Source organism: Pseudomonas luteola NBRC 103146, assembly GCF_002091675.1.
Lineage (GTDB): Bacteria > Pseudomonadota > Gammaproteobacteria > Pseudomonadales > Pseudomonadaceae > Chryseomonas > Chryseomonas luteola.
In genome coordinates this window covers 1-25,610 of sequence record NZ_BDAE01000022.1, presented here as the reverse complement: position 1 = coordinate 25,610, position 25,610 = coordinate 1, and the positions used below count along the sequence as shown (strand labels likewise).

Here is a 25,610-nt window from a genome sequence, read left to right as displayed (position 1 = left end):
TCTTAAATATTCAGGTTATTCAGATGACCTTAGTTGCTCTGTGGCTGATCTGCCAAGGCATTGGCCAAGCGGACAAAGGCTGCGATATCGAGTTGCTCGGGGCGTAGACCCGGCTCAACGCCGGCAGCCTCGATGGCATCACTGTTCATGAGACTCTTGAGTGTATTGCGCAAGGTCTTGCGGCGCTGATTGAACGCTTCACGTACGACTCGCTCAAGCATCTTTGGATTTTTAGCGGTATACGGACGTTCGGTATGTGGAACAAGGCGCACAATGGCCGAATCCACCTTGGGTGGAGGATTGAATGCACCAGGGCCTACATTGAACAGGTGCTCAACGCGGCAATGGTATTGAACCATGATTGACAGACGTCCCCAATCGCCGCCGCCTGGCTCTGCTGCCAGCCGCTCGACGACTTCCTTCTGCAGCATGAAGTGCATGTCGGAGATAACGTCTGCATGGTCCAAAAGATGGAAGATCAATGGAGTGGAAATGTTGTAGGGCAGGTTGCCCACGACACGCAGCTTCTCGCCACTAACCAGTTCGGCAAAATTGAACTTGAGGGCATCACCCTGATGGAGGGTGAACTGAGGGTTCAGGCCAAACTTTAGCTTGAGCAGGGGGATAAGATCCTGGTCAAGCTCTATGACATCCAGCGTTGCGCCACTGGACAGTAGTCCTTCCGTGAGCGCCCCTTGGCCAGGGCCGATTTCCAGCAGATGTTCACCTGCCTTTCCATTGATGGCGCGCAGGATGCGGTGGATGACGCCGGCATCATGAAGAAAATTCTGTCCAAAACGCTTGCGCGCCTTGTGTTGATAAAGCTCAGTCATTGATATGTGTTTCGGCCATTTGATAGGCCGTCTCCAAGGCAACGCTCAGGCTGCCGGTATCGACTTGGCCCGTTCCGGCCAGATCTAGGGCGGTACCATGGTCGACCGATGTACGAATGATCGGCAGGCCTAAGGTAATATTGACCGCGGCACCAAAGCCTTTGTGCTTGAGCACAGGCAGGCCCTGGTCGTGATACATGGCGAGCACGGCGTCGCAGTGATCAAGGTATTTGGGTGTGAATAGTGTATCAGCTGGCAAAGGGCCTATCAGTTCAAGGCCTTCTTCACGCAACTGCTCAAGTGCAGGCTCGATGATCTCGATCTCTTCCCGGCCCAGGTGTCCGCCTTCGCCGGCGTGGGGATTGAGGCCACAGACCAGAATTCGCGGCTTCGGAATACCGAATTTCTCTTGCAGGTCAGCCTGAAGTATCCGCGCTACACGCTGGACACGCTCGCCAGTGATGGCGTCCGCCACTTCACGTAAGGGCAAGTGCGTAGTGACAAGAGCCACGCGCAGGCCCCTTGTTGCCAACATCATGACAACCTGCGGAGTATGGGTCAGGTCGGCAAGAAATTCGGTATGTCCGGAGAACGCAACGCCTGCTTCATTGATCACGCCCTTGTGAACCGGTGCGGTAATCATGCCGGCAAAGTGGCCATTGAGGCAGCCCTGCACGGCCCGAGTCAGGGTTTCCAGAACATAGTGACCATTGGCAGGACTCAATTGGCCAGCCACCACGGGTGCGCCTAGTGGTGTGTCCCATACATAAAGCGCCCCGGCGTTAGTGGGCTCTACAGGCCAGTCAGATGGCGTAACGCTGATAAGGGAAATTGAGAGGCCGAGCTGCTGGGCTCGCTCGGCCAGTAGAGACTGGCTGGCAATAGCAATAAGAGGGTAGGGCTGAGGATGCTGAGCAAGCAGCAGGCAAAGGTCCGGACCGATGCCTGCTGGCTCCCCGGGCGTCAAAGCAAAGCGCTTTGGCCCTGTCACTTTTTGATTTCCACGTAAGCCTCGTCGCGGATCTGGCGCAGCCACAGCTGCAGCTCCTGATCGTACTTGCGGTTACGCAGAAGGTTGAGGGCTTGCTGTTGACGAACCTGCTCGCTGTTGTCCGTAGCACGACGACCCAGGACTTCCAGAATGTGCCAGCCATATTGCGTACGGAAAGGCTGAGACAGCTGGCCAGCAGAGGTGCTGTTCATGACCTCACGGAACTCAGGTACCAGAGACTCCGGGTTGATCCAGTTCAGGTCGCCACCGTTAAGTGCCGAACCGGGATCTTCCGAAAAGCTCTTGGCCAGTTCGGCAAAGTCTTCACCACCCTCAATGCGCTCACGCAGGCGTTCCGCTAGACGACGTGTCTCCTCGTCGCTGCGAATTTCGTTTGGCTTTAGCAGAATATGGCGGACATGAACTTCGTCAACCACCGAGCTTTCGCCGCCACGCTTCTCCTCAACCTTGAGGATGATAATACCGCCCGGTACACGAGCAGGCTCAGTGACGTCACCTGGCTTCATCGAGCTGATCATTTGATCGAAGGGAGGTGGAAGCTGGGCGGCTTTCCGCCAGCCTATCTCACCGCCATCCAAGGCGTTATCGCCAGCCGAGTTGGCAATGGCAAGTTCGCCAAAGTCAGCACCCTGACGAGCCTTGTTATAGATCTGCATGGCCTTTTGGCCAGCAGCCTGGATTTCACTGGAAGAAGCGCTATCCGCGACAGGAATCAGAATATTGGCCAGGCGGTATTCTTCTGATAGCTGAATGCGGCCCAGATCGGAGTTCAGGAAGTTCTGCACTTCCTGCTGACTGATTTGGATGCGCTGGGCTACCTGACGCTGCCGTACGCGACTGATAGTCAACTCACGACGTACCTGGTCGCGAACATCGTCATAGGTCAGGCCATCCTGAGCCAGCGCCTGACGAAACTGAGCCACGCTCAGTCCGTTGCGCTGAGCGATTGTGGCAACCGCCTGGTTTAGCTCGTCTTCCGAGATGCGAATGCCGCTACGTTCAGCGATTTGCAGCTGTATGTCTTCCAGAATCAGCCGTTCCAGTACCTGATTTTCTACAGCACTGTCGGGCGGTACTTCGCCGCCCCGCTTGGCAATGTTCTGCTTCACCTCGGTCAGGCGCTGCCTGAGCTGACTCTCCATCACCACATCGTTGTCTACAATGGCAACCACTCGGTCCAGCGGTACCACGGCAGCATGGGCCATTGAGCTGATAGTCAGCGCCACACCTAGAGCAAGTGGGCGCATGGCGTTACATAGCTTGGTCTTCACGTTCACGATAGCCTTGAATGCCTTTATCCAGGAAGCCTTCGGTCTTGCCACCAAAGACGTTGCCGAGCCCTTTCAGGACGATCTGCAGGAAGACGCCGCGGTCAGACTTGGACGTTTGTGAGCTGTAGAAGGCATCGTCATCCGTATCGACCCAGTAACGGTTGATCAGACGAAGCTTCCAGCAGCAGCTGTCATATTCGAAGCCGCCAAAGGCCTCAAGCGTACGGCTCTTGTTGTAGTCGAACTGCCAGCGGGCAATGGCGGACCACTGCGGAACGATTGGCCAGATGACAGAGAAATCATGCTGGTCGATCTTGTAATCGTTGCTGTTGTAGGCGAAACGGCCCAGGTTGGGATCATAGACGCGTGTATTGCTTCTGTAGCGATAGCCTGCGTTGACGATCTTCCGGGGATCGTTTTCCGGCTGGTAATGGAACATTACGCTGCCAGAGTCCGTGTGGTTAATGGTCGGATCCCAGTTGAACTCTCCATTGACGCGCCAGTCGCGGTTGAAGCGGTACATACCGGCCAACGCATAAGGCGAGCGCCAGGAGTCAGCTTGAGGATTGTCGACATCCTGACCAAGGCTGCGGGCGTAGGCAATATCATCTTCCGTCAAACCTGGCAGCTGTACGCGGCGGTCGCGGAAGTAGAACAGCTGGCCAAAGCTGACATTGGCTCGCTCAAAGCCACTCGGCTCGATGAAGCGGGAGGTTGCACCCAAGGCCAGCTGATTGGCATCGCCAATCCGGTCTCTGCCTGTAAAGCGATTATCACGCCACAGGGAGTCATAGCTGAAGGTGTATTCGCTGGTATCGAATACCGGGATGTCATCCTGGTCCTTGTATGGGACATACAAGTACTTGGCACGAGGCTCTAGAGTCTGCTTGCCGCCTTCGCCGAACAGGTTGGAATTACGATCGAAATACAGACCGCTGTCGATGCTTACGATAGGCACAGAACGGCTTGGACTATCGTTAAAGCTTTGGAGGCTAGAGCCTGCAAAGCGGCGACGGCCAGTGGCCGCTAGAGTATTTGCATCTGTAGCTGTAGAAAGAGAAGTTGCTAGGTCTCTTTGACCCTGGCTATCCAGATCCAGATCGTAACGAGTATAAGCATATCGAACAGAGGGCGTCAGGTAGCCCCAGCTGGCATTCATTGGCAGGGAAATACCAGGCTCAGCATGGATACGATTGCCTTCGGCTCGTGTCAAACCAAACAGGTTTGCATCAGGGCGAGGACGACGGTTAATTTCATTACCGTTGTCGTCCAGGTCGAAGTAGATCTGGTCATCCAGACTGCGTTGGAACCGAACAAACTCAGTACCATAGGTAAACTGCAGACCGCCTGGGCTGTAAGGTAGGTGTCCATCCAACGTCAGCTGTGGCAGGCGGTTATACGGTGTCACGTCGGATACCGTAGCCATCTGGTAGGCCTGAGCGTTCAAGCGCGCTGTATAGGTATCACCCCGGTACGTCAGCTGGCCCTGCTGGTTGACGTAGGTGGGTTTGCTAATGCCTAGATCGGTATCCAGATCCTGGAAGTAATACGGATCGCTGATCTTGGTGTAGTCGACTTCTGCCAGCCAGCGGGAGTCCAGGCCTGTGCGGTTTTTCCAACCGTACAGCCAGCGCCTGTCCGTTGCTTCCGGCATGCCTTCATGATCGTTTTCCTGATCGTTCAGGTACGCCGCACTGATCTGACCTTCGCTGCTGCGTGTCAGATAACGGAACTCACCTTCCATCATCAGGCCGCGCTTGGTCATGTAGCGTGGGTACAGAGTTGCGTCGTAATTGGGCGCCAGGTTGAAGTAGTAGGGCGTTACGACGGTCAGACCATTATCGCTCGACGAGGCAATGGTCGGCGGCAGGAAGCCTGACTGACGACGATTGTCGATCGGGAAATAAATGAACGGTGTATAGAGGACCGGGAAGTCCTTGACGCGCAAGGTCGCGTTGGTGGCATAGCCAAGGCCGGTCGCCGGGTTCAACGTAACGTTATTGCCCTTGACGGTCCATGAGTTGCTGCCCGGCTCGCATGTCGTATAGGTACCGTCTTTCAGACGGATAATGGCGTCTTCGCCGCGCTTGACGTACAGCGCGCTGCCCCGAATGCGGCTCTGGTGCACAACGTATTCGGCGTTATCCACCTGAACGGCGCCGTTGTCGAGTTGCACTTGAGCATTGTCGCCCACCACGAGCATGCCATTGTCACGGAACTTGACGTTACCGTTCAGCTCGCCCCGGTTTTCAGTCCGATGCAGGTTGGCCTCATTCGCCTCGACCTGCATGTGACCTTGCCGCAGGATTACATCACCTGCGAGGGTGGCGGTCTGAGTCTCTTCCTGATAGCGAGACACCTTGGCAGTGACGTACGTCGGCGATTCGCTCATCGGCGTTTTGTCATTCATGCCGGGGCGCTGTGGCTCGACATAGGCGCCCGAGCAGTAGGGGCCTGTTTCCGCCAGCTGCGCAGGGGTCAGCTTTTCACGCGGCACCCAATCCAGATGGCTATAGTCCGCGCTTCGGGAAGCAAGGCCTCGGCCTTCGCTCTCGGTGACCAGCGTCTTCTCCGGCTCTCGGGCGGCTGCGGTCTGCGGGCCATCGCCTGCACTGACAGCCGACTCCGTATGAGCTGGGCGGGGAGGCACATTACTCGTGGCCTCGGTAGTATTACACGCCCAGCCGCCTGTGGCGGAAGGAGCGCAGTTGAACTGCTGGGCTGCCGGAGCAGCAAGAACGGAGGTCAGCGGCTGAAAAGCCAGCAGACTGCCAGTAACCAGCAAGGGAAACTTTCTGCGAAACGCGGGGGATTTCACGGCCATCCTTAAAGTTATCCTGCGCGCCATCGGCCCGGAAACGGACCGCAGGCCTCTCGATGGGCTCAAAAAGATATCGGATAATAAAGCATGACCTGCGCAACGGCTAGGGCCGAGGGAAACCGTTATAAATGTCTGAAGATGTTCGCTTTACCCAACTCTGTCAGTGGCTGGACGCGTGTCTGCCTGAATTGTTCAATAAAAAAGGCTGGGGAGCGCCTGGAGAAGGCGAGCTGACCCCCGCCAGTAGCGATGCAAGTTTTCGTCGTTATTTTCGCTGGGAATGTGACGGCCGTACCCTGATCGTTATGGATGCACCACCTCCACAGGAAGACTGCCGGCCGTTTGTGCATGTGGCCGCGCTACTGGCCGAGGCCGGTGTGCATGTGCCGGAAATCCTGGCTCAGGATATAGAACAGGGCTTTTTACTGCTGGATGATCTGGGGCGGCAAACATACCTTGACGTCCTGACATCCGATAATGCCGACGCGCTTTTTAATGACGCTTTGAATGCGTTATTGACCTATCAGGTTCTTCCGACGGAAGGTCATCTGCCAGAGTACAACCGCGCCCTGTTGGCGCGTGAGCTACAACTATTTCCTGACTGGTATGTCCGCTACGTTCTTGATCATCGCTTCGATGCGGCGCAACAGGACGCGTGGGAGTCGGTCTGTGAGCTGCTGATTGACAGCGCACTGGCGCAGCCGCGCGTCTTGGTGCATCGCGATTACATGCCGCGCAACTTGATGGTCAGTATGCCAAATCCAGGTGTCCTGGATTTTCAGGATGCGGTATACGGCCCCATTACCTATGACGTGACCTGCCTTTTCAAGGATGCCTTCCTGAGTTGGCCGGAGGAGCGTGTCAGAGGGTGGATCGAAACTTACTGGACCCGTGCCCGGCAGCAAGGCTTGCCGGTTGGCGATGATTTTGAAGATTTTTACCGAGCCAGCGACCTGATGGGCGTACAACGACACCTCAAGGTCATCGGGATCTTTGCGCGCATTTGCCATCGAGACGGCAAGCCCAAGTATTTGGCTGACGTGCCGCGTTTCTTCGCCTATATCGAGGCGGTTATCGCGCGGCGCCCTGAACTCGCGCCTTTGAAGGCCTTGCTCGCCGAGCTTCGGGAGGCCTCTAACGTATGAAAGCCATGATTCTTGCAGCAGGGCGTGGGGAGCGGCTTCGCCCGCTTACCTTGCATACCCCGAAGCCTTTGGTTAAAGCATGCGGAGTGCCGTTGATCGAATATCAGATTCGGGCTTTGAAAACGGCTGGCTTCAACGATTTCGTCATCAACCATGCGTGGCTGGGGCGGCAGATAGAAGACTACCTGCAAGATGGCTCGCGGTTAGGCGTCAGTATCGTGTACTCGCCTGAAGGTGAGCCGCTGGAAACCGGCGGCGGCATCTTCAAGGCGCTTCCTCTGTTAGGTAAAGAGCCTTTCCTGGTGGCTAATGGCGATATCTGGACGGATTACGACTATCGGCCGTTACAGCTGACCGCCGGTGATTTAGCGCATCTGATTTTGGTCGATAACCCTCTTCACCACCCTGAAGGGGATTTCTTTTTGAGTAATGGACGCGTGGTTGAAGCTGGCGAGGCTTGCGACAGGTTTACCTACAGCGGTATTGCAATACTGCATCCTGATCTATTTCGCACCTGCGAGGCAGGCGCCTTCAAGTTGGCGCCTGTACTGCGCGCAGCCATTGCAGAAGGGCGCGTCAGCGGGATGCTGCATACCGGTCGTTGGGTCGATGTAGGAACCCATGAGCGGCTGGCAGAAGTCGAGCAACTGATCGAGGCGAGCGCCTAGTGTTCTGGCCATGGCCTTTAACGCTGTCCGGGGCGCTTACCGGCTGGGCGGCAGCTGATCTTTCTGGAGCATTGCTGGGTGCAATGTTAGGGCATGCGGCCGAGCGTAAGCTGGGACTCACCTCCTGGTCTGCGCTGCGCCTGCGGCTGGGGCAGGTTGGTTTTGAGCATCAGCTCTTGTTTGAACTGCTCGGCCATCTGGCCAAGGCAGGGGGGCAAGTGTCGACGGCACATATTCGCCAGGCTGAAGGTGAAATTAAGCGATTGGGTTTGGACGTTGAGGGCCGCCGCCGTGCAATCGCTGCGTTCAATCAGGGTAAAACGGCAGTTCGCTCGGCTCGTACCCGGCTGGCTGCAGCGGAAAGTCAGGCTGAAATTATCATTCGTGCCTGTTGGCGAATGGTATGGGTGAACGGCAGCGTCCGGCCTGGTGAGCGGGACCTGATCCGGCAATGGGGATTGTGGGCCGGGCTCTCACAAACGCGAGTAGATGAACTGCAGCCCATGCGGTCAGCGAAGAAGCCGCGGGCAAACAATGGCTATAAAGAGGCTTTGGCGCTGCTAGGGGTAAGCGAGAGCAGCGATAGCAAAAGTATCAAGCAAGCCTATCGGCGATTGCTCAGCAGGCATCATCCCGACAAGGTTCAAGGTGCCGGCGCCAATAAATATGTGGTTCAGGAGGCAGCGGAAAAAACCGCTGCCTTGCACGCAGCCTATCGGCTTATCAAAGAACGGCATGGCTTTCGTTAGTGCGCAGGCTGCTCTCCACCGCCTGCCGCTATGTGTGTGCTAAGCCAGCCTCGCACACGACGATACAACTGTTCCTGCTCATTGGAGGGGTCGCCGGGAATCGTCTTTAGGGCAACCTGGGTGTAATCGCTGGCCTGTTCCCGCTTGGCAGCCTGGCGGCGCTGCTGGGCCGAGGCTTGAGCGATCGAAGACTGGTTATGATAGAAGTCGCCTGTTGCTACCTTGAGCTTGGGCACGATTGCATCCAGATTTGAGCCCGAATTAACCGGTGCCTTGCCATCAATGATAATCAAGTGATGAAGCTCGCTGGGCTCTCGTTCAGCGAGGTAGCGAGCTGCCCAATAGGCTCCGGTACCGTGACCGAGCAGAATCACCTGCTTGGAGCCTCGCTGTAGCGCAAAGTCGATTCCGGCCGCCAGTCTAGCCATGACGCCCTCCGCATAGGCATCCTGCAATGCTTTGGCATCCGAGGGTGCCTTGCCTGCCTGTGCGGGTTCGCCACTGCCTATTTCAGCCTGGGTTTCAGGTGTTGGTGCTGTGCCGGTCACACCTTCTACGGGTGTGGGGGACGCGCCCTTTGCAGTGGATGCATCAGCATCGGCAAGAGCGGAAGTCGCCCCGTTGGCGTTACGCGGCAGTGGAGCCTGGTTTTGCGGGTCGGGCAGAGTCAGACTAAGTGTCTGCCAACCTTCGTCGGGCAATTTTTGCCTGAGTGGGCTGATGGTGTTGGGCCAGTCAGCGGACTCGCCATCGCCCGGTATCAGGACGATCGTTCCCTGAGGCTGGGCAGTATTGGCAGGTTTCCATAACGCCAGGAATTGCTCGTTGCCCGCCGTCAGGGTCTGCTGCTCGCTTTTGGGGAGCGTGCGCTCCAGCGCCTGCGCAGCATCCTGACTACGTCCAATCGGAGCTGCTCGTTCGGCAGCAGGGACTGGCGGGGTAGTAGCTTCTTCGGCAGAGGCATTGTTGGCTATGCCAAGAGCAATCAGCAGCAGGGTCTTGTTGAATACACCGGGTCGGCTAAACATGAAGTGCACTTCGTCCTGTCCAGAATGGGCGGAAGACTAATCACCTTTGGTCATGCTGTCATGGGCGATGTCTACCGCGGCACGCAAATAAGAGGCATCTACTTGCACTGACCGCCACAAGCGGCAAGTGTGCCCTGCAAGATGTGCTGTGCAAGACAGCAGGGGGGAGAAATGCCGGTTGTCAGCTCTCTAATGCATGAATGCCTAGCCGCCGCATTGGGTACAATGCCGCTTTCCGCTGACTTGCCTTGAGGCTTTTCCATGCAACCTTATGCTATCGCTCCGTCGATCCTCTCCGCTGACTTTGCCCGTCTGGGTGAAGATGTAGACAAGGTGCTCGCAGCGGGTGCCGATATTGTCCATTTCGATGTTATGGATAACCACTATGTGCCCAATCTTACGATTGGCCCCATGGTCTGTTCGGCGCTACGCAAGTATGGCGTGACGGCGCCTATCGATGTGCATCTGATGGTCAAGCCAGTGGATCGTATTATCGGTGATTTCATTGAGGCGGGCGCCTCGTTCATCACCTTTCACCCGGAGGCTTCAGAGCATATCGACCGCTCACTGCAGCTCATTAAGGCAGGTGGTTGTAAAGCAGGGCTGGTCTTTAACCCGGCGACGTCCCTGGACTGCCTGAAATACGTCATGGACAAGATCGACATGGTGTTGTTGATGAGTGTGAATCCGGGCTTTGGTGGCCAGAAGTTCATTCCGAAAACATTCGACAAACTGCGCGAGGCACGTGAGCTGATCGATGCCTCCGGCCTGCCGATTCGTCTGGAAATCGATGGCGGCGTCAACGTTTCCAACATCGGTGAAATCGCACGTGCCGGTGCCGATACGTTTGTTGCGGGCTCCGCCATTTTTAATGCGCCGGATTATGCAGAGGTCATCAAGACCATGCGTAATGAGCTGGCCAAGGCACGTGCGGTATGAGTCAAGGCGTGCTGGAAACCTTGTTTGATGGAAAGCAGCCACGGCTGATCATGTTTGATCTGGACGGCACGCTTCTCGATTCAGCCCCAGATCTGGCCGCAGCGGTTGATGCCATGCTTGAAACGCTAGGTCGACCCCCTGCAGGGCTGGATAAGGTCAGGCTGTGGATTGGTAATGGAGCCCGTGTGCTGGTTCGTCGTGCCTTGGCGGATCAGATGGAGCACAGCCACATCACGGAGGCTGAGGCAGATGAGGCTTTGAGCCTTTTCATGTCTCTATATGGGGGCAGCCACGAGCTCACGGTCGTGTACCCCGGTGTTCAGGAAGCGCTGGCGATGCTCAAGGCCAAAGGGATTGCGATGGCCGTCATTACCAACAAGCCGGAGCGCTTTGTTGCCCCACTTCTGGATGACATGCAGCTGGGCGGTTTTTTCTCCTGGATCGTAGGAGGGGATACGTTACCTCAACAAAAGCCTGATCCTGCCGGGCTCCTCTATGTCTTGGGCAAGGCGGGTGCCAAGCCTGACGACGCCTTGTTCATTGGCGATTCACGTAACGATATCCATGCTGCACGGGCCGCCGGAGTGCGCTGCGTCGCGATGACCTATGGCTACAATCATGGTCAGCCCATAGCTGATGAGTCACCTGACTGGCTACTGGACGACCTTAGGCAGTTACTGGCTTAGCGATAAAATGCCACACTCGCTATGGCAAAGAGGTTGATTCAGCGAGTTGCCTGAGCTAGTGTGGCCGTATTCCTATCTACCCGGTGAAGAGATCGAATCGTGGTGGTCACCTGCAAACTGTGGATGAAGGTCATCAAGGCCCTGGCGCGTTGGCGCTGGCGCGCCTGACTCATTCCTGGCCGGCATGCCCGGCGCGTTTTGCACCTGACCTTTACCCTCCACGAGGCTGATCATGACCCGCGAAGAATTCCTGCGTTTGGCCGCTGCCGGCTATAACCGTATTCCCCTGACATTCGAAACCCTGGCCGATTTCGACACGCCGCTGTCGCTTTATCTCAAGTTGGCCGATACCACCAATACGTACCTGCTTGAGTCTGTTCAAGGTGGTGAAAAATGGGGTCGCTACTCCATTATCGGGCTGCCCAGTCGCACCGTACTGCGAGTCTATGGCCACCAGGCCACGATTCATGAGGGCGATGAGGTCGTCGAAACCGTTGAGGTCGAGGACCCGCTAGCGTTTGTCGAAGCATTCCAGCAGCGCTACCGCGTGCCCACACTGCCTAACCTTCCGCGCTTCAATGGGGGCCTGGTCGGCTATTTCGGTTATGACTGTGTCCGCTATGTCGAAAAGCGCCTGGGTGCCTGCACCAATCCTGACCCGCTGGGCAATCCCGATATCCTGCTGATGGTATCTGATGCTGTCGTGGTGTTCGATAATCTATCTACCAAGATGCATGCCATTGTGCTGGTCGACCCGGCCGATGAAAATGCCTACGACCAAGGCAAAGCGCGCCTGGATGAATTACTGGAGCGCCTGCGTCAGCCTATTACGCCGCGCCGTGGACTCGATTTCAGTGCACCTCAGGCGCAGGAGCCCAAGTTTCGAGCCAGCTTTACTCAGGCGGATTACGAGCAGGCGGTTGTCAAGATCAAGGACTATATCCTGGCTGGAGACTGCATGCAGGTCGTGCCTTCCCAGCGGATGTCCATCGATTTCAAGGCCGCCCCCATCGACCTCTATCGCGCGCTACGCTGCTTCAACCCAACGCCCTACATGTACTTCTTCAACTTTGGTGATTTCCATGTTGTAGGCAGTTCGCCGGAAGTCCTTGTTCGAGTAGAGGAAGGGCTGGTAACGGTTAGACCTATCGCCGGAACGCGTCCACGAGGAGCGTCTGAAGAGCAGGATCTTGAGCTCGAAAAAGACCTGCTCAGTGATGAAAAGGAAATTGCCGAACATCTGATGCTGATCGATCTGGGTCGTAATGATGTTGGCCGCGTATCGTCGACCGGCTCGGTCAAGCTGACCGAAAAAATGGTGATCGAGCGTTATTCCAATGTCATGCACATCGTGTCCAACGTGACCGGCCAGCTCACGGACGGTCTCAATGCCATGGATGCCCTGCGTGCCATCCTGCCGGCAGGTACGCTGTCCGGCGCGCCGAAGATCCGCGCCATGGAAATCATCGACGAGCTGGAGCCTGTCAAGCGAGGTGTCTACGGCGGTGCCGTAGGATATCTGGCCTGGAATGGCAATATGGATACTGCTATCGCGATTCGCACTGCCGTCATCAAAAACGGTGAGCTTCATGTTCAGGCCGGTGGGGGCATCGTTGCAGACTCTCAACCTGCTGCGGAATGGGAAGAAACGATCAATAAACGTCGTGCGATGTTCCGCGCGGTTGCACTGGCTGAACAAACTTCTACGACTTCGCGTACCTGAAGGAGCGCTACCATGTTACTGATGCTGGATAACTACGACTCCTTCACCTATAACCTCGTGCAATACCTGGGCGAGTTAGGGGCAGACGTAAAAGTCGTACGCAACGATGAAACGACCGTAAACGAAATCGATGCGCTGGCGCCGGAGCGCATTGTCGTTTCCCCAGGCCCCTGCACACCGAATGAGGCAGGCGTCTCGCTCGAACTGCTGAAACATTTCGCAGGCAAAGTGCCTACTTTGGGTGTGTGCCTTGGTCATCAGAGCCTGGGGCAGGCATTTGGAGGTGAGGTGGTCAGAGCGCGTGAGCCGATGCATGGTAAAACGAGCCTGGTTTATCACAAGGGTGAGGGTGTATTTGCCGGATTGCCCAACCCCTTTACGGTCACGCGCTACCATTCGCTTGTGGTGAAACGAGAAACGCTGCCGGACTGTCTGGAAATTACTGCCTGGACTCAACACGAAGATGGAACCATGGATGAAATCATGGGGCTCCGTCACCGCGAGTACATGCTGGAAGGTGTCCAGTTTCACCCCGAGTCGATTCTTACCGAATACGGTCATGACCTGCTGGCCAATTTCCTCAAGCAGACCGGAGGCGCACGCTAGTCATGGATATCAAGGAAGCGCTCGGCAAAATCGTCAGTCAACTCGACCTGACCACAAGCGAAATGCAGGACGTCATGCGCCAGATCATGACCGGGCAATGTGATGATGCCCAGATCGGCGCTTTTCTCATGGGCATGCGTATCAAGAGCGAAACCATCGATGAAATTTGTGGTGCCGTAAGCGTGATGCGCGAGCTGGCTACCAAGGTTGAATTGCCCAGCCTTGAGCACGTTGTGGATATCGTGGGAACAGGAGGAGATGGTGCCAATATCTTCAACGTATCATCGGCTTCTGTTTTTGTTGTCGCGGCTGCTGGGGGAAAAGTAGCCAAGCACGGCAACCGTGCTGTTTCAGGTAAAAGCGGCAGTGCCGACCTGCTTGAAGCGGCGGGGATTTATCTCAACCTGACGCCCGAACAAATAGCCCGTTGCGTTAACGAGATAGGGGTAGGCTTTATGTTTGCCCAATCGCACCACAGTGCGATGCGCCATGCTGCAGGCCCTCGAAAGTCTCTGGGGCTGCGTACGTTATTCAACATGCTAGGTCCGTTGACCAGTCCAGCCGGTGTCTTGCATCAAGTAGTAGGGGTATTCACGCCTGCACTGTGCCGTCCCCTTGCCGAAGTGCTGCAGCGGCTAGGCAGCAAGCATGTGCTGGTTGTTCACTCCAGGGATGGGCTTGACGAGTTCAGCCTGGCGGCGCCTACACGTGTTGCTGAACTCAAGGATGGACAAATTCAAGAGTATGAAGTCCTTCCGGAGGATGTTGGTATCAAGAGTCAGAGCTTGATCGGGCTTACAGTCGACAGCCCGGAGGCTTCATTAAGTCTGATCCGGGATGCCCTGGGGCGTCGGAAAACCGAGGCTGGGCAAAAGGCCGCTGACATGATTGTGCTTAATGCGGGAGCCGCATTGTATGCAGCTGATCTAGCTTCAAGTTTGCAAAAAGGTGTCAATCTGGCGCATGACGCGTTGTACAGCGGCCTTGCCCGGGAAAAAATGGATGAGTTGGCCAGCTTTACAGCGGTATACAAAGTGGAGAATCAAGCGTGAGCGTACCTACCGTTCTGCAAAAAATCCTGGCCCGCAAAGCTGAAGAAGTAGCACAGCGTAAGTCAGCGCTTCCACTGGCCGATCTGGAGGCCTTGGCGCAGGCCTCTGAATCACCAAGGGGATTTGCCCAGGCCCTGATGGATCGCGTGGCACGCAGAGAACCAGCGGTCATTGCTGAGGTCAAGAAGGCCTCGCCCAGTAAGGGTGTCCTACGTGAGGAGTTCGTACCGGCAGATATTGCACGAAGCTATGAAGCAGGTGGCGCGACCTGTCTTTCGGTCCTGACGGATATCGATTTCTTTCAGGGCAGCGATGCCTATTTGAAGGAAGCCCGGGCAGCCTGCTCGTTACCTATCATTCGTAAAGACTTCATGATCGATCCATATCAGGTCGTTGAAGCCCGTGTGATTGGTGCTGATTGCATTCTTCTCATCGTGTCCGCCCTGGACGATACCTTGATGGCAGAGCTAGCCGCTACGGCAAAGTCGGTTGGCCTCGATGTGCTTGTTGAAGTTCACGATGCAAATGAGTTGGAGCGAGCGCTGAAAACGCTCGATACGCCGCTGATCGGTATCAATAACCGTAACCTGCATACATTTGAAGTGAGCTTGGAAACAACACTGGACCTTTTGCCGTCTATTCCACGAGAACGTCTGGTGGTAACCGAGAGTGGCATTCTGAACAGGGCTGACGTTGAGCTGATGCAAGTCAGCGATGTGCATGCCTTTTTAGTAGGTGAAGCATTCATGCGTGCAGAGGATCCCGGACACGAGCTGCACCGGCTGTTCTTTCCTGAAAGACGCGCGGGGATCTCCTCCCCCGACGTAGAGTGATTAATAAAAAAGCCGGCGCGAGCCGGCTTTTTTGTCAGAGCATGGTGTGTTTAGCGAGTACCAAACACAACCATCGTCTTGCCTTTCACATGGACAAGGCCCTGTTCTTCCAGAGACTTGAGTACGCGACCGACCATTTCACGTGAGCATCCAACGATGCGACCAATTTCTTGGCGCGTGATTTTGATCTGCATACCGTCCGGATGCGTCATGGCGTCGGGCTGTTTGCACAAGTCAAGCAGCGTACGAGCGACACGACCAGTCACGTCCAGGAAGGCAAGATCACCTACCTTACGCGTAGTCTGGCGCAGACGCTCGGCCATCTGGCGGCCCAGCGAGAAGAGCATGTCGGGATCTTGCTGGCTCAGTTCTCTGAACTGGCTGTAGCTGATCTCGGCAACCTCGCACTCCGTGCGTGCACGAACCCAGGCGCTGCGTTCGGGTTCGCTTCCTTCCTTGGCAAATAGCCCCATCTCGCCGAAAAAGTCGCCCGCATTCAAATAGGCGATGATCATTTCGCGACCTTCGTCGTCCTCAATCAGAATCGTTACCGACCCTTTGAGGATGAAGAACAGGCTTTCACTGTTATCACCCGCATAAATGATCGTCGTCTTGGCGGTATAGCGGCGACGCGAGCAATGCGCGAGCAGTTTATCGAGATGTTGAAGTTTTGCAGGAGGAATAATAGCGGCCATGCTGGTTCCTGAAGTTGAGACAAGCCTTGTCTACAGGGATTTGAACATATCGGCAAGTTTGCCACTAAATTAAAGTGAATTTTTACTCTGCAGATCACGACTTGTGAAGTGTGCGACGTGACTAACAGTTTAATGGCAGTTTGATGGCATTCCATCACATTTATGGGGCTGTGGTACTCTATTTTTTTACTGGCTGTGGAGTCTCATGGTGAAAGCACGAATTCAATGGGCCGGTGAGGCCATGTTTCTGGGCGAGTCGGGCAGTGGCCATGTGGTTGTCATGGATGGCCCTCCTGATCATGGCGGTCGTAACCTGGGCGTCCGCCCAATGGAGGCTCTGCTAATCGGCTTGGGTGGCTGCACCAGCTTTGATGTGATGAGTATCTTAAAGAAATCTCGCCAGGCTGTAGAGAGCTGTGAGGCCTTTCTTGAGGCTGAGCGGGCTGAATCCGAACCCAAGGTATTTACCAAGATACACATCCGCTTTGTGGTCAAGGGCCGTGACCTGAAGGAAGCGCAGGTCAAGCGCGCCATTGAGCTATCTGCAGAAAAGTATTGTTCAGCTTCCATCATGCTGGAGCGTGCGGGCGTCGAGATTTCGCACGGATACGAGATCATAGAGCTTAATTAAGCCCTGACTGTCATCAATTCATCGTCTTTCGGGCGCAACCTCTGGCGGATAGCCCTCAGGCTCTGCATAATGCGCCCCTTTTCAGGGCAAGGCCCGACAAGCACAGCCACAATCGCCAATGCGAAGAGGTATGAAACGGCCCTACGCACCTGCGCCTTATGCAGATGACGGGCATTCACGACCACGGTCAGAGACCGTACCTATGGGAGTTCCCTACGGTGAAAAGTAAACTCAGGCTCCATGGTTTCAACAACCTGACGAAGACCTTGAGCTTCAATATCTATGACATCTGCTATGCAGAGACGTCAGAAGATCAGCAAGCCTATGTACAGTACATTGATGAAGAGTATGACGCCGAGCGTCTGACTCAGATCCTGACAGACGTCGTGGATATCATCGGTGCCAATATTCTGAATATCGCTCGCCAGGATTATGACCCTCAGGGCGCCAGCGTGACCATTCTCATTTCGGAGCAGCCTGTTGAGCCTACCGAAAGCCAGATCGAGGAATCACCCGGTCCGCTACGCGAAACAATTCTAGGGCATCTGGATAAAAGCCATATTACGGTTCATACCTACCCGGAAATTCATCCAGTTGACGGCATCGCCACATTCCGTGTCGATATCGATGTGTCTACCTGTGGCGTCATCTCACCGCTAAAGGCATTGAATTATCTGATTCATCAGTTTGATTCGGATATTGTGACTGTCGATTATCGCGTTCGTGGTTTTACCCGCGATGTGGAAGGACGCAAGCACTTTATCGATCATGAGATCAATTCCATCCAGAACTACCTGTCTGAAGACACGCGTTCGGCCTATCAGATGACGGATGTAAACGTCTATCAGGACAATCTGTTCCACACCAAGATGCTATTGAAAGAGTTCGAGCTAGAAAATTACCTGTTTGGTGATGCTACTCAGAATCTTTCACGTGAGCAGCGTGAGCAGGTAACGCAACGCCTCAAGCATGAGATGCGTGAGATATTTTCTGGTCGTAACCTGCCTCGTTAAGCAGCAGGTTGAAATTAAAAGGGCGCTTTGAGCGCCCTTTTTGTTGTCTTAAATGCGGTATGTGCTTTTGGTCATGACCTTTGAAAGAAGCGTCATGCCAAGTTTGATAGGCGTAGCGAAGCGTAGCCCGCCTGCATCCAGGGCATGATCCGCATGTTGCTCCTCGTCAATGCGCATCTGCTCAAGAATCGCTCGGGAGCGCTTGTCTTCCGAAGGAAGTTGCATCAGGTGCTCATCAAGATGTTTACAGACTTGCTCTTCTGTCGCGGCGACAAAGCCAAGGCTGAGACGATCGCTTATCAGGCCAGCAGTCGCGCCGATGCTAAATGATAGGCCATAGAACAATGGATTAAGTACGCTGGTATGGCTTCCCAACTCTTTAATTCGCTGTTCGCACCAGGCGAGGTGATCAATTTCCTCGTCAGCGGCTTCTTCCATGGCGCTTCGAACTTCAGGCAGCTTGGCTGTCAAGGCCTGTCCCTGATAGAGCGCTTGTGCGCACACTTCTCCGGTGTGGTTGATGCGCATCAGTCCAGCCACGTGCCGCGTGCTGGACTCATCCAGCTCGGCTTCCGAGTGACTCAGCGCAGGAGAGGTCCTATTAGGGTGTCCATTGAAGGGCAGCAGTGTTTTTAATGCAGCATCAACCTGCATGAACAGGTGATCTGCAGGGGAATAGTGACGATCGTTAGCCATTCCAGTCTCCAGGTTCAAATCAGAGGAGGGTAAAGGAACGCTTAACCCGGCGGCCACGTCATTTGCCGTTGGCCAAGTACATGCATATGGATGTGGTAAACCGTTTGTCCACCCATGGGATTACAGTTCATGACCACCCGGAAGCCTTCATCGCAACCTTGTTCCTGGGCCAGGCGCTGTGCCGTAAACAGGATATGACCTGCTAGCGTCTTGTCATCGGTTTCGCTCAGGTCATGAAGCGTGGCGATATGCTTCTTGGGAATGACAAGAAAATGAACGGGGGCCTGAGGCGATATGTCATGGAAGGCAATGACATGATCGTCCTCATAAAGCTTGCGGGCTGGAATCTCTCCCGCCACGATTTTACAGAACAGGCAGTCCATGGATGTCTCCTGTGTATTTGAAGATCAAAGTGTAGCGAGGGTTATCTTTTGCGCACAGACGCAAGTCAAGGTGATGTCAGCATGCGGCCTATTCTGGCGGTAACTTTTCTTACAAGTGAGCGTGGCAAAAAACGAGGTACCATTGCCGTCAGGCGGTTTCGCCATCCGCAATGAATGATGGCCTTGCGCTTGGCGAGGCCATGCATGGCGATCAATGCAACCTCCTCGGCGCCCATCATGGTTTTGCCTTTCTCCATTGAGGCAGTCTGCATGCCAGCTTTGCGGAAAAAGCTTGTACGCGTTGGGCCAGGGCATAACACCGAGACGGAAATGCCTCGGCTTTTTAGTTCTTCACGCAGCCCTTCGGAAAAATGCAGGACATACGCCTTGCTGGCGGCATAGCTGCTCATAAGCGGAATGGGCTGGAAGGCGGCTGTCGAAGCCACGTTGAGAATCTGTCCGCCGCCCTGTTGAGCCATGTGCGCACCTAGGGCATGGCAGAGGCGAGTCAGGGCCAGCACATTTAACTCAATAAGGTGCTGCTCGCGTGACCAGTCGGAGGAAAGAAAGGGGCCGCCAGTCCCCATGCCTGCACAGTTCACAAGCAGGTCGATAACCTTCTCGCTCTGCTCAAGCTCGTGCAGAAGCCCTGTCACATGCAGCGGCTCCGACAGATCGCAAACGCGATAAAGTACTTCCACGCCAAATCGCTGGGCCAGTTCACTGGCAATGCTTTCAAGTGCCTCCCGCTTTCGGGCAAGTAAGATCAAGGGATGACCGCGGCGCGCCAGTGCTTCAGCAAGCGCAAGGCCTATTCCACTAGAGGCGCCAGTAATTAATGCATAGCGAGGCATGATGCTCCCTCAGAAGTACGGCATGGAGTTGGACCGCTCCGGCGTGGCAGGGTGCCCTTAGCTAGGGCGCACAAGGGAGGCCAGAATCACAGCGATCACAATAAATAGCCAGATACCCGCTAAAAGCTTGACCGCTATGCCGTTAGGTGGAGGCGGTGCACCATAGCGATTGGCTGTACGTGATCCTGGTAAGACCATCAGCACGAAAGTAAACAGGCCTCCTATGAGCGGAACGATGCTCAAAAGCCAGAGCCAGCCTGACCAGCCTAAATCATGCAAGCGTTGAACACCTATGCTCAGGTTAATAAATAGCATTGCAAGACCAAGCAGCGCACTAAGCCCAAGCCCTGTAAGGATTGAGGGATGCGACGTCATGAGACTTGCGATCCCTACCGTTGTCAGTAGTGCAAAAAAGGCGGCAAAAAAAGCGGCAGATGCTACAAGCGACCAAGCTACAAAGCGCAGGCGTCCTATTCGACCTTTGAGGCTGAAGACCTTCAAGGTACCGTATTCATGTTCGCCATGGGTATAAAGGTCTGCTTGAGGCGGAGCATAAGGAGACGCGGCCATGACTGGCGCAGTTGACGGTGCGGGCGGCTCTGACGCTAGCTCAGCCTGACGTGCCAGGTACTTTTCAACAATAATGCCGCACTGCTCGCATTCGTCGCGCTTGGTCTGCTCATGTCCACATTTTGGACAAGTCATTAACCGTGTGCTTTCTTTTGCTGGTGTTTCTTTGTCCTCAACCAGCGTAAGCATGGAGGCCAAGTCCTGTTCTTTCCTGGCTTGAGCGCCAGCTTGTCTCAAGGCTGCCAGATAACGATCAGCTTCAGGTTCCGAAAGGTTTCTTTTTAATGTAACGGGACCGCGAAACAGCTGGGCTATTTTCTGCGTATCACTTTTGAAAAGTTTCGCAAGATTCTCCAGTACATCATCTCGACTGACACCGGGGATCAATTGCCCATCAAAAGTAATCTTGTAACGCGTATCGGACATGGCGAGCTTCCTTGTCGCACAATAGAAGAGGCACGCAGCATATTGTCAGGATATGCTGCGTCTGGAAATTTAGTAGGGTTTGATGACAACCAGGATCACGATCGCAATCAGGATCAGGACAGGAGCTTCATTAAACCAGCGGTAGAATACATGACTGTGTTTGTTTTCACCTCGCGCAAAGCGTTTCAGCATGGCACCGCACATGTGGTGATAGCCGACCAGCAAAAAGACAAGTGCAAGCTTGGTATGCATCCAGCCCTGACTCAGCCAGCCTGGATTCAGGACCAGTAATACAATGCCGAAAACAAGCGTAGCCAACATTGAAGGCAGCATGATTCCTCGATACAGCTTTCGCTCCATCAGAATGAAGCGCTCACGGCTAACGGTGTCTTCACTTTGCGCGTGGTAGACAAACAGTCGGGGCAAATAGAACAGACCGGCAAACCAGCAGACTAAAGCTATGATGTGTAACGCTTTGATCCATAGATAGAGCATCAGGTATCTCCGGCAATATAAAACCAGAGATAGTAGATGCCCGTGTTGCAGGCGTCACCTTATAAGCGATTTAAGTTTTAATTATCGGTCGGTCGCAGAATAGTTGACCATTTTTCTGGGTTAAGCGGATAATGTTGCATATTGCAGTTGGTATCGGCGAAAGCCGGGAGATTCAAGCATGACCATCGAAACCTTCATTCCGACTCCCTTATTGTTCTCCCCCGGTGCAGCCAATAAGGTAAAGAACTTAATCGATGAGGAGGGCAATCCTCGTCTTAAGCTGCGCGTGTTTGTGACAGGGGGAGGGTGTTCTGGCTTTCAGTACGGCTTTACATTTGATGAAGATACGGCTGAAGACGACACCATTGTAGAGCGTGACGGCGTAAGTCTGGTTGTCGATCCTATGAGCTTCCAGTATCTGGCTGGCGCTGAAGTCGATTATCAGGAGGGGCTGGAGGGTTCGCGTTTCGTCATTAAGAACCCTAATGCGACAACTACATGTGGCTGCGGTCAGTCTTTCTCAATCTAAGAAGGCTTTACTGAGGCGCCGCGTTTAAACGCGGCGCTTTCGCTTAGGCAGGATACAGCGCGCCTAAGATTCTAGGCCCCTTAGCCGCTGTTACGTCCGGGCAGTTACCCGGTATGCGCTCAACAAAACAATGTGCCAGCCAGGCAAATGCCATTGCTTCTACCCAGTCTGGCGAAACGCCAAGTTCGTCTGTGGTTGTAACGAGCGTTTCTGGTAAATGAGCAGAGAGTCGCTTAAGCAGAAACTCATTGTGAGCACCGCCGCCGCAGATAAATAGCTCGGCACATGTGGGTTGAACCAGTCGCAGCGAATCACAGACAGAAATGGCGGTAAGCTCGGCCAGGGTTGCCTGAACATCGGCTACCGGTATCGCAGGAAGCACTGAGAGCTTTTGTTTTAACCAGCTTAAATTGAATAGCTCGCGCCCAGTACTTTTAGGCCCCTGTTTGGCAAAGAAAGGATCAGACAAAAAGGCATTAAGAAGCATGGATGAAATGGAGCCACTGGCAGCCCAGGAACCAAACTGGTCATAAGGCTCGCCTTTGTGCTCGTTTATCCATGCATCCATCAATACATTACCTGGGCCGCAATCAAAGCCTTCTATAGGGTGGCCGGGTGATAGCAATGTAATATTGGTAAATCCGCCGATGTTAAGAATAGCTCGCTCTTTCGCCGGATCTCCAAAGATGGCCGCGTGAAAAGCAGGGACGAGGGGAGCACCTTGTCCACCAGCAGCTACATCCCGTCGACGAAAATCTGCAACAACATCAATCCCTGTCAGCTCTGCAAGAAGTGCCGGGTTGCCGATCTGAATCGTGTAGCCATCAGAGGGACTATGCCTGACTGTCTGCCCGTGACTACCAATCGCTCTGATATGCGAGGTCGATAGCTGCGCTTCGCTGAGGAGTTGCTCAATACCTTGAGCAGCCAAATGGACCCAATCCTGCTCAGCCAGTGCGGCACGTTCCAGTTCGTTGTCGCCAGCACTGCACAGTTCAAGAAGCTTATGTTTGAGGCTCGATGGCATCGGCACATAATGAGAGCCGATAAGCGTGCATCTAGTAGCCGTTTGATCAATAAGGGCAATGTCCAGTCCGTCCAAGCTGGTACCAGACATTAGCCCTATATAAAGCGTCATACCTGTCAACGCTTGTTCATGGCAAGAAGGGTGGACTTTTCCTGGTCCATGCGGGCCATTAAAGGCTGGCTTTGGCTCAAGAAACGTTTCACCTCATTTTTTGCGATAGGATCAGCCATAGGTAGCTTTACGCCGAGCGGATCGACATGCGTACCATTGATGCGGAATTCATAGTGCAAATGAGGTCCCGTTGCGAGTCCTGTCATGCCTACATATCCAATAACCTGTCCTTGCTTAACCTGTACGCCTGGTCGAATGCCTTGACCGAATTTGCTCATATGTCCATAAACAGTGCTGTAGCGCTGTCCGTGCTGGATTACTACAGCGTTTCCGTAACCACCCTTGCGCCCAGCTTCTACCACTTTGCCATCCCCTGTCGCATGGATAGGCGTACCGGTTGGTGCTGCGTAGTCCACACCCTTATGCGCACGAATCTTGCTCAGGACAGGATGGTAACGACCCAGGGAAAAACGAGAGCTGATACGGGTAAACTCTACTGGAGTACGAATAAATGCCCTACGCATGCTGCTACCGTCAGCCGTGTAGTAATTCGTAGTGCCTTGCTTGCTGGTATAGCGGACTGCGGTAAAGGTTTTACCGCGGTTGGTGAAGCGCGCCGCTAAAATGTTGCCGTTGCCGACACGCTTTCCATCGACCACCTTCTTTTCGTAGATGACCTCGAATTCGTCGCCTTCTCGTATATCCAGTGCGAAGTCAATATCATAGGCGAATACGTTGGCCAGTGACATGATCATGTCGTGGGACAGGCCGGCGCGTCGGCCAGCTGTAAATAGAGAGCTATCAATAACGCCGCGTGCATAAGCCTTTTCAACATCAGGCTGTGCTATTTCACGCTTAAAGTCATAACCACTTTCAGCTTTGGAGATCGTGATGGTTTCCAAGGCGTTTGGCTTGCTTCGGAAGCCGAGCAGGTCACCGGTCTGAGATACCTTGAATTCGAGCTTTTGGCCTATGTGAATTCGGCTAAGGGCTTTGGCTTCTTTGTCGCTATTTAAAACGTCTTGCAGCACGTTTGCTGACAAACCGGCTGCCGAGAATAATGTGGAAAGCGTGTCGCCATTTTTAACAGTTTCGACTTTCCACTGAGGGTCAACTGAGGCAAGGCTTTCGGTAGAAGAGGGTTCAGCTGGGTTGGGTTCTTGAGCCGTTTCGGTTGACTCAGGAATACTGGCGAACGGACTTTCAGTTGTGGACGCTTCAGGCTCTGAGAGAGTGCTTAGCTGTCGAAGGTCATCCTTTTCTTGAATAATGCGCTCAGCACTATTCTGAATATCCATATTAACGAGCGTTTTCTTTGCCTCGACATCGCGAGAAGGAAACACCAGCAGAGCCAAACTCAGAAGCGCAGCGACCCCACTAGCAGCCAGGATATGGCTTTTAGGATACAACGGGCTTTTTGGAGTTGGTTGTGTCATGACGTAGCGGTGCTTTTGAGCATGAATAACTGCCTAAAATATAATCAAATAAAGTTCCGAACAACCCTTAATAATTTTCAATATGTGCCTGATAGGTAGAGGTTTCTGGAAATCTTGTTTTTATCAGGTGATCTTGTATGGTTGCGCCATTAATTTAAGCGGGATTGGCTAATGAAATCGGTAGAAGAACAGTTAGCGCTGATCAAGCGTGGAGCTGACGAGCTTTTGGTTGAATCTGAGCTCATTACAAAGCTTGAGAAAGGGACTCCGTTGCGTATCAAAGCAGGCTTTGATCCTACAGCTCCAGACCTTCATCTAGGCCATACCGTTCTGATCAATAAGCTACGTCAATTCCAGGAGCTGGGTCATCAGGTCATTTTCCTGATTGGTGACTTCACAGGCATGATTGGCGATCCCAGTGGTAAAAGCACGACTCGTCCGCCGTTGACGCGTGACCAGGTTCTTGAAAACGCCGAAACCTATAAAGCTCAGGTATTCAAGATATTGGATCCGGCGAAGACTGAAGTGGCGTTTAATTCTGCTTGGATGGACAAGCTTACACCGGCTGACTTTATCCGCCTGGCGTCTCAGTACACGGTCGCACGTATGCTTGAACGTGACGATTTCAGTAAGCGGTACGCGACTAATCAACCCATTGCTATTCATGAGTTCTTGTACCCCCTGGTTCAGGGGTATGACTCGGTTGCATTGAAAGCAGATGTCGAGCTTGGTGGAACTGATCAGAAATTCAATTTGTTAATGGGCCGCGAGTTGCAGCGTGCCTATGGCCAAGAGGCGCAGTCCATTCTCACCATGCCTTTGCTTGAGGGGCTGGATGGCGTCAAGAAGATGTCCAAGTCGCTTGGCAACTATATAGGCATCCAGGAAGCGCCTGGCGTTATGTACAATAAGATCGTTTCAATGCCTGACTCGCTGATGTGGCGATATTTTGAGCTTTTAAGCTTTAGGGCGATGAGTGAGATTGAAGCGTTTCGCCATGATGTAGAGGCGGGTGCCAATCCGCGCGATATCAAGATCAAGTTGGCCGAGGAGATCGTTGCCCGGTTCCATGGTGAGGAGGCAGCTGCTACCGCTCACCGTTCTGCTGGCAATCGCATGAAGGACGGCGAGCTACCAGAGGAAATTCCAGAGGTAACGTTAACGACTGCGGAGGATATGCCCGTAGCCGCAGTGCTCAATCGCGCAGGTCTGGTAAAGAACTCGGCTGCTGCACGTGATTTGCTGAACGCAGGTAGCGTAAAGGTTGATGGTGAAGTAGTAGATCGAAGCTTTGTCTTCAAGTTGGGTACTACTCATGTTTGTCAGGCAGGCAAGAAGGCATTTGCCCGCATTGTTATTAAAGCTGAGTAGTTCAAAA

At 54.1% G+C, this 25,610-nt stretch carries 25 protein-coding genes and 1 pseudogene; 13 read left to right on the top strand and 13 right to left on the bottom strand.

Annotated features, from left to right (window positions below):
- Positions 1 to 29 precede the first annotated feature (29 nt).
- The 4 genes from rsmA to PLU01S_RS19750 are packed head-to-tail and all read right to left on the bottom strand — an operon-like array spanning position 30 to position 5,940.
- Positions 30 to 833 (bottom strand): 16S rRNA (adenine(1518)-N(6)/adenine(1519)-N(6))-dimethyltransferase RsmA, encoded by an 804-nt coding sequence (rsmA, locus tag PLU01S_RS19765; RefSeq protein WP_074826840.1) that lies wholly within the window; start codon positions 831 to 833, stop codon positions 30 to 32.
- Positions 826 to 1,824, bottom strand: a complete 999-nt coding sequence (gene pdxA / locus PLU01S_RS19760) for a 4-hydroxythreonine-4-phosphate dehydrogenase PdxA (RefSeq protein ID WP_037029818.1) — start codon at positions 1,822 to 1,824, stop codon at positions 826 to 828. Before pdxA ends, rsmA begins: the two co-directional genes overlap by 8 nt.
- Positions 1,821 to 3,116 (bottom strand): peptidylprolyl isomerase, encoded by a 1,296-nt coding sequence (locus PLU01S_RS19755; protein WP_026004190.1) that lies wholly within the window; start codon positions 3,114 to 3,116, stop codon positions 1,821 to 1,823. The genes pdxA and PLU01S_RS19755 overlap by 4 nt, the downstream gene beginning before the upstream one ends.
- Positions 3,097 to 5,940 carry an LPS-assembly protein LptD gene (locus tag PLU01S_RS19750; protein WP_074826838.1) on the bottom strand — a complete coding sequence of 948 codons (2,844 nt, stop codon included), beginning with the start codon at positions 5,938 to 5,940 and terminating at the stop codon, positions 3,097 to 3,099. Before PLU01S_RS19750 ends, PLU01S_RS19755 begins: the two co-directional genes overlap by 20 nt.
- 125 nt (positions 5,941 to 6,065) lie before the next feature.
- Between PLU01S_RS19750 and PLU01S_RS19745 the strand changes: the two genes are divergently transcribed.
- Genes PLU01S_RS19745 through PLU01S_RS19735 form a run of 3 tightly spaced genes read left to right on the top strand, consistent with a single transcriptional unit; the run spans position 6,066 to position 8,499 of the window.
- On the top strand, positions 6,066 to 7,082 hold the full coding sequence (locus PLU01S_RS19745; protein ID WP_074826835.1) for an aminoglycoside phosphotransferase family protein: 1,017 nt from the start codon (positions 6,066 to 6,068) through the stop codon (positions 7,080 to 7,082).
- Entirely contained in the window at positions 7,079 to 7,750 is a 672-nt protein-coding gene (gene murU / locus PLU01S_RS19740) for an N-acetylmuramate alpha-1-phosphate uridylyltransferase MurU (RefSeq protein ID WP_074826832.1), read from the top strand. The genes PLU01S_RS19745 and murU overlap by 4 nt, the downstream gene beginning before the upstream one ends.
- Positions 7,750 to 8,499, top strand: a complete 750-nt coding sequence (locus tag PLU01S_RS19735) for a DnaJ domain-containing protein (RefSeq protein ID WP_074826831.1) — start codon at positions 7,750 to 7,752, stop codon at positions 8,497 to 8,499. Before murU ends, PLU01S_RS19735 begins: the two co-directional genes overlap by 1 nt.
- Here the strand turns inward: PLU01S_RS19735 and PLU01S_RS19730 are convergent.
- Entirely contained in the window at positions 8,496 to 9,527 is a 1,032-nt protein-coding gene (locus PLU01S_RS19730) for an alpha/beta hydrolase family protein (RefSeq protein ID WP_074826829.1), read from the bottom strand. The two genes, PLU01S_RS19735 and PLU01S_RS19730, sit on opposite strands and share 4 nt — an antisense overlap.
- Positions 9,528 to 9,788: 261 nt before the next feature.
- Between PLU01S_RS19730 and rpe the strand changes: the two genes are divergently transcribed.
- From rpe to trpC, 6 genes and pseudogenes are all read left to right on the top strand, one after another.
- A complete protein-coding gene (gene rpe / locus PLU01S_RS19725; protein ID WP_074826825.1) occupies positions 9,789 to 10,466 on the top strand; it encodes a ribulose-phosphate 3-epimerase in 678 nt (225 codons plus the stop codon).
- Positions 10,463 to 11,320 (top strand): annotated as a pseudogene (locus PLU01S_RS19720) (phosphoglycolate phosphatase). Before rpe ends, PLU01S_RS19720 begins: the two are co-directional and overlap by 4 nt.
- 64 nt (positions 11,321 to 11,384) lie before the next feature.
- Positions 11,385 to 12,875, top strand: coding sequence for an anthranilate synthase component I (gene trpE / locus PLU01S_RS19715; protein WP_139208825.1), 1,491 nt, complete (start codon positions 11,385 to 11,387; stop codon positions 12,873 to 12,875).
- A 12-nt stretch (positions 12,876 to 12,887) separates the two neighbouring features.
- Positions 12,888 to 13,481 (top strand): anthranilate synthase component II, encoded by a 594-nt coding sequence (locus tag PLU01S_RS25460; RefSeq protein ID WP_010795966.1) that lies wholly within the window; start codon positions 12,888 to 12,890, stop codon positions 13,479 to 13,481.
- A gap of 2 nt (positions 13,482 to 13,483) precedes the next feature.
- Positions 13,484 to 14,533, top strand: coding sequence for an anthranilate phosphoribosyltransferase (gene trpD, locus PLU01S_RS19710; protein WP_074826819.1), 1,050 nt, complete (start codon positions 13,484 to 13,486; stop codon positions 14,531 to 14,533).
- Positions 14,530 to 15,366, top strand: coding sequence for an indole-3-glycerol phosphate synthase TrpC (gene trpC / locus PLU01S_RS19705; RefSeq protein ID WP_074826816.1), 837 nt, complete (start codon positions 14,530 to 14,532; stop codon positions 15,364 to 15,366). Before trpD ends, trpC begins: the two co-directional genes overlap by 4 nt.
- A gap of 50 nt (positions 15,367 to 15,416) precedes the next feature.
- Here the strand turns inward: trpC and crp are convergent, their stop codons facing one another.
- Positions 15,417 to 16,061: a cAMP-activated global transcriptional regulator CRP gene (gene crp / locus PLU01S_RS19700; protein WP_010795963.1), complete on the bottom strand. Its 645-nt coding sequence runs from the start codon at positions 16,059 to 16,061 to the stop codon at positions 15,417 to 15,419.
- A gap of 208 nt (positions 16,062 to 16,269) precedes the next feature.
- On the opposite strand from crp, the gene PLU01S_RS19695 reads away from it, so the two are divergent.
- Both PLU01S_RS19695 and speD read left to right on the top strand, forming a co-directional pair.
- Positions 16,270 to 16,692 carry an OsmC family protein gene (locus tag PLU01S_RS19695; protein ID WP_026004192.1) on the top strand — a complete coding sequence of 141 codons (423 nt, stop codon included), beginning with the start codon at positions 16,270 to 16,272 and terminating at the stop codon, positions 16,690 to 16,692.
- Between the two features lie 218 nt (positions 16,693 to 16,910).
- Positions 16,911 to 17,705 carry an adenosylmethionine decarboxylase gene (gene speD, locus PLU01S_RS19690; protein WP_010795961.1) on the top strand — a complete coding sequence of 265 codons (795 nt, stop codon included), beginning with the start codon at positions 16,911 to 16,913 and terminating at the stop codon, positions 17,703 to 17,705.
- Positions 17,706 to 17,753: 48 nt separating this feature from the next.
- On the opposite strand, the gene coq7 is transcribed toward speD, so the two are convergent.
- The 5 genes from coq7 to hemJ all read right to left on the bottom strand — a co-directional run bounded on the left by coq7 (position 17,754) and on the right by hemJ (position 21,129).
- Entirely contained in the window at positions 17,754 to 18,401 is a 648-nt protein-coding gene (gene coq7, locus PLU01S_RS19685; protein ID WP_074826812.1) for a 2-polyprenyl-3-methyl-6-methoxy-1,4-benzoquinone monooxygenase, read from the bottom strand.
- A gap of 41 nt (positions 18,402 to 18,442) precedes the next feature.
- Positions 18,443 to 18,784: a histidine triad nucleotide-binding protein gene (locus tag PLU01S_RS19680; protein WP_010795959.1), complete on the bottom strand. Its 342-nt coding sequence runs from the start codon at positions 18,782 to 18,784 to the stop codon at positions 18,443 to 18,445.
- 65 nt (positions 18,785 to 18,849) lie between these two features.
- Positions 18,850 to 19,638, bottom strand: a complete 789-nt coding sequence (locus PLU01S_RS19675) for an SDR family NAD(P)-dependent oxidoreductase (RefSeq protein WP_074826810.1) — start codon at positions 19,636 to 19,638, stop codon at positions 18,850 to 18,852.
- Between the two features lie 57 nt (positions 19,639 to 19,695).
- Positions 19,696 to 20,634 carry a DUF805 domain-containing protein gene (locus PLU01S_RS19670; RefSeq protein ID WP_074826807.1) on the bottom strand — a complete coding sequence of 313 codons (939 nt, stop codon included), beginning with the start codon at positions 20,632 to 20,634 and terminating at the stop codon, positions 19,696 to 19,698.
- Between the two features lie 69 nt (positions 20,635 to 20,703).
- Positions 20,704 to 21,129, bottom strand: a complete 426-nt coding sequence (gene hemJ / locus PLU01S_RS19665) for a protoporphyrinogen oxidase HemJ (RefSeq protein WP_010795956.1) — start codon at positions 21,127 to 21,129, stop codon at positions 20,704 to 20,706.
- Between the two features lie 178 nt (positions 21,130 to 21,307).
- Here hemJ and erpA point away from each other — a divergent pair, with 178 nt between their 5' ends.
- The gene (erpA, locus tag PLU01S_RS19660) at positions 21,308 to 21,658 is read left to right on the top strand and encodes an iron-sulfur cluster insertion protein ErpA (protein ID WP_074826804.1); all 351 of its coding nucleotides are present in this window, start codon (positions 21,308 to 21,310) and stop codon (positions 21,656 to 21,658) included.
- Between the two features lie 43 nt (positions 21,659 to 21,701).
- Here the strand turns inward: erpA and PLU01S_RS19655 are convergent, their stop codons facing one another.
- Both PLU01S_RS19655 and PLU01S_RS19650 read right to left on the bottom strand, forming a co-directional pair.
- Entirely contained in the window at positions 21,702 to 22,796 is a 1,095-nt protein-coding gene (locus PLU01S_RS19655; RefSeq protein WP_074827248.1) for an anhydro-N-acetylmuramic acid kinase, read from the bottom strand.
- A 5-nt stretch (positions 22,797 to 22,801) separates the two neighbouring features.
- Positions 22,802 to 24,232 carry a peptidoglycan DD-metalloendopeptidase family protein gene (locus tag PLU01S_RS19650; RefSeq protein ID WP_010795953.1) on the bottom strand — a complete coding sequence of 477 codons (1,431 nt, stop codon included), beginning with the start codon at positions 24,230 to 24,232 and terminating at the stop codon, positions 22,802 to 22,804.
- A gap of 171 nt (positions 24,233 to 24,403) precedes the next feature.
- Between PLU01S_RS19650 and tyrS the strand changes: the two genes are divergently transcribed.
- Entirely contained in the window at positions 24,404 to 25,603 is a 1,200-nt protein-coding gene (gene tyrS / locus PLU01S_RS19645) for a tyrosine--tRNA ligase (protein WP_074826802.1), read from the top strand.
- Positions 25,604 to 25,610: the final 7 nt, after the last annotated feature.

Excerpts from the sequence above, each read along its gene's own strand:
- PLU01S_RS19650 (WP_010795953.1), bottom strand. The coding sequence starts at position 24,232 with ATGACACAACCAACTCCAAAAAGCCCGTTGTATCCTAAAAGCCATATC.
- PLU01S_RS19750 (WP_074826838.1), bottom strand. The coding sequence starts at position 5,940 with ATGGCCGTGAAATCCCCCGCGTTTCGCAGAAAGTTTCCCTTGCTGGTT.
- tyrS (WP_074826802.1), top strand. The coding sequence starts at position 24,404 with ATGAAATCGGTAGAAGAACAGTTAGCGCTGATCAAGCGTGGAGCTGAC.
- murU (WP_074826832.1), top strand. The coding sequence starts at position 7,079 with ATGAAAGCCATGATTCTTGCAGCAGGGCGTGGGGAGCGGCTTCGCCCG.
- PLU01S_RS25460 (WP_010795966.1), top strand. The coding sequence starts at position 12,888 with ATGTTACTGATGCTGGATAACTACGACTCCTTCACCTATAACCTCGTG.
- rsmA (WP_074826840.1), bottom strand. The coding sequence starts at position 833 with ATGACTGAGCTTTATCAACACAAGGCGCGCAAGCGTTTTGGACAGAAT.
- PLU01S_RS19680 (WP_010795959.1), bottom strand. The coding sequence starts at position 18,784 with ATGGACTGCCTGTTCTGTAAAATCGTGGCGGGAGAGATTCCAGCCCGC.
- PLU01S_RS19675 (WP_074826810.1), bottom strand. The coding sequence starts at position 19,638 with ATGCCTCGCTATGCATTAATTACTGGCGCCTCTAGTGGAATAGGCCTT.
- PLU01S_RS19730 (WP_074826829.1), bottom strand. The coding sequence starts at position 9,527 with ATGTTTAGCCGACCCGGTGTATTCAACAAGACCCTGCTGCTGATTGCT.
- PLU01S_RS19655 (WP_074827248.1), bottom strand. The coding sequence starts at position 22,796 with ATGACGCTTTATATAGGGCTAATGTCTGGTACCAGCTTGGACGGACTG.
- coq7 (WP_074826812.1), bottom strand. The coding sequence starts at position 18,401 with ATGGCTAACGATCGTCACTATTCCCCTGCAGATCACCTGTTCATGCAG.
- PLU01S_RS19745 (WP_074826835.1), top strand. The coding sequence starts at position 6,066 with ATGTCTGAAGATGTTCGCTTTACCCAACTCTGTCAGTGGCTGGACGCG.
- crp (WP_010795963.1), bottom strand. The coding sequence starts at position 16,061 with ATGGCCGCTATTATTCCTCCTGCAAAACTTCAACATCTCGATAAACTG.
- PLU01S_RS19670 (WP_074826807.1), bottom strand. The coding sequence starts at position 20,634 with ATGTCCGATACGCGTTACAAGATTACTTTTGATGGGCAATTGATCCCC.
- trpD (WP_074826819.1), top strand. The coding sequence starts at position 13,484 with ATGGATATCAAGGAAGCGCTCGGCAAAATCGTCAGTCAACTCGACCTG.
- hemJ (WP_010795956.1), bottom strand. The coding sequence starts at position 21,129 with ATGCTCTATCTATGGATCAAAGCGTTACACATCATAGCTTTAGTCTGC.
- rpe (WP_074826825.1), top strand. The coding sequence starts at position 9,789 with ATGCAACCTTATGCTATCGCTCCGTCGATCCTCTCCGCTGACTTTGCC.
- trpE (WP_139208825.1), top strand. The coding sequence starts at position 11,385 with ATGACCCGCGAAGAATTCCTGCGTTTGGCCGCTGCCGGCTATAACCGT.
- erpA (WP_074826804.1), top strand. The coding sequence starts at position 21,308 with ATGACCATCGAAACCTTCATTCCGACTCCCTTATTGTTCTCCCCCGGT.